General features: G+C 44.9%; 2 protein-coding genes. Both read right to left on the reverse strand.

Annotated features, from left to right (window positions below; genetic code table 11):
- A partial coding sequence (locus S1OALGB6SA_RS08800) for a hypothetical protein (RefSeq protein WP_148084063.1) occupies nucleotides 1-238 on the reverse strand: 238 nt, incomplete at its 3' end.
- 3 nt (nucleotides 239-241) lie between these two features.
- Nucleotides 242-1279: hypothetical protein (locus S1OALGB6SA_RS10385; RefSeq protein ID WP_503465892.1), on the reverse strand; the 1038-nt coding region annotated here is incomplete at its 5' end.

A 1279-nucleotide genomic window follows, 5' to 3' on the forward strand; every position in this document is an offset into this window, starting at 1 on the left:
TCTTTCCCTGGGAGATGGAGCCCTCGTACTCCATCTCTTCAATATAGTAGATACTCCCGTTCTTCAATACTGTGATTTTTACCGGATTATCCTGGTAAAAATCGAAGTTACTAAAGACATTTATAAGGGGAAAGCCTGGCATTGTTCCGTAGATATGAATCAGTGTGCCGGTGTTCAAGCCTGCGCTTATGCCACAGATAAGTAGTAGCAGAATCCCTAGTAAGCTGAGCTTTCTCATGGATTATTCTTTCTCCTCGTCGGCTTCCTTATAGTTCAAATAGCGATAACCCACTATGGCTGTTTCTTTGTCTACCGGTCTAATGTTTCCATCAGGCCTTATTATATATAGTGTATCAGGATTAAAACTTCTATCAATATCCCTGCCAAATGCCTTAAACTCACCATCAGTTACATCGCTGAAGCCTTTTATAACCTTTTTCGGCACGTGGCCCCTTCTAACAACGGAGGGAGCTTCGGGATGGTCATACAAGGGCTTCGGCAGCTTAGCCGCAAGCGATGAGCCGCGGAACACGGACGTGGAGACTTCCATTGTCTCTTGGTTACTAAAATGATCGGGCCCCTCATCTTCATTGTAATCAAGGTAATCAAAAGCGACGATAGAGTGTTCATCTGAAGGTGATCCTTCTCGTGAGGATTCCCATGTCCCCCCATCATCCGGATTTATTTCATTCCATATAGTGTTGGCGGCCCCAGCCCAATCTTTAACATAGCCTGCATCTTTCTCAGTGTTCAGAATATGCCCCTCTTTAATAGCTTCTTTCACCCCCTTCATGATATCATTTTCATAAGGGTATTTTCCTGTCTGACTTTTAAATTCTTTTATCAAGGCATTGCATGTGGAGGCCACTGCACATGATTGGGCTGCAAAAAGATTGTCAATATCTTTTCCAAAATTTTTAAAATCGTCCTGTAAGAGGAAACTGACTCTCTTGTCCGCATTCCTGTTGTCGTTGGAAGGCGAGCCGTCTGAGTCTTCATTATCGTCATTTGGTGACTGGTCTTGGCGGTTTTGAGTATTGCCGTTCCGATCATCATCATCATCGTCGTCGTTATCGCTACTTCCACCGTCTCCATTGTTTTCGTCGTCGCTGGGAGGCGGGTTATCCGTGTCTCTAGGTGTATATCCGTCATCTTCGACTGGTACAGAAGGTTTTCTACCGAAATAGCCTCCCCCCCCTGAGCCATCATCATCATCGTCGTTGTCGCTACTTCCACCGCCTGGATTACTTTTTCCTCCATAAAAGTCCTTCTCATAACG

This window comes from Olavius algarvensis spirochete endosymbiont (assembly GCA_900608495.1).
In the GTDB taxonomy this organism is placed as follows: Bacteria; Spirochaetota; Spirochaetia; order DSM-2461; family DSM-2461; genus UBA2779.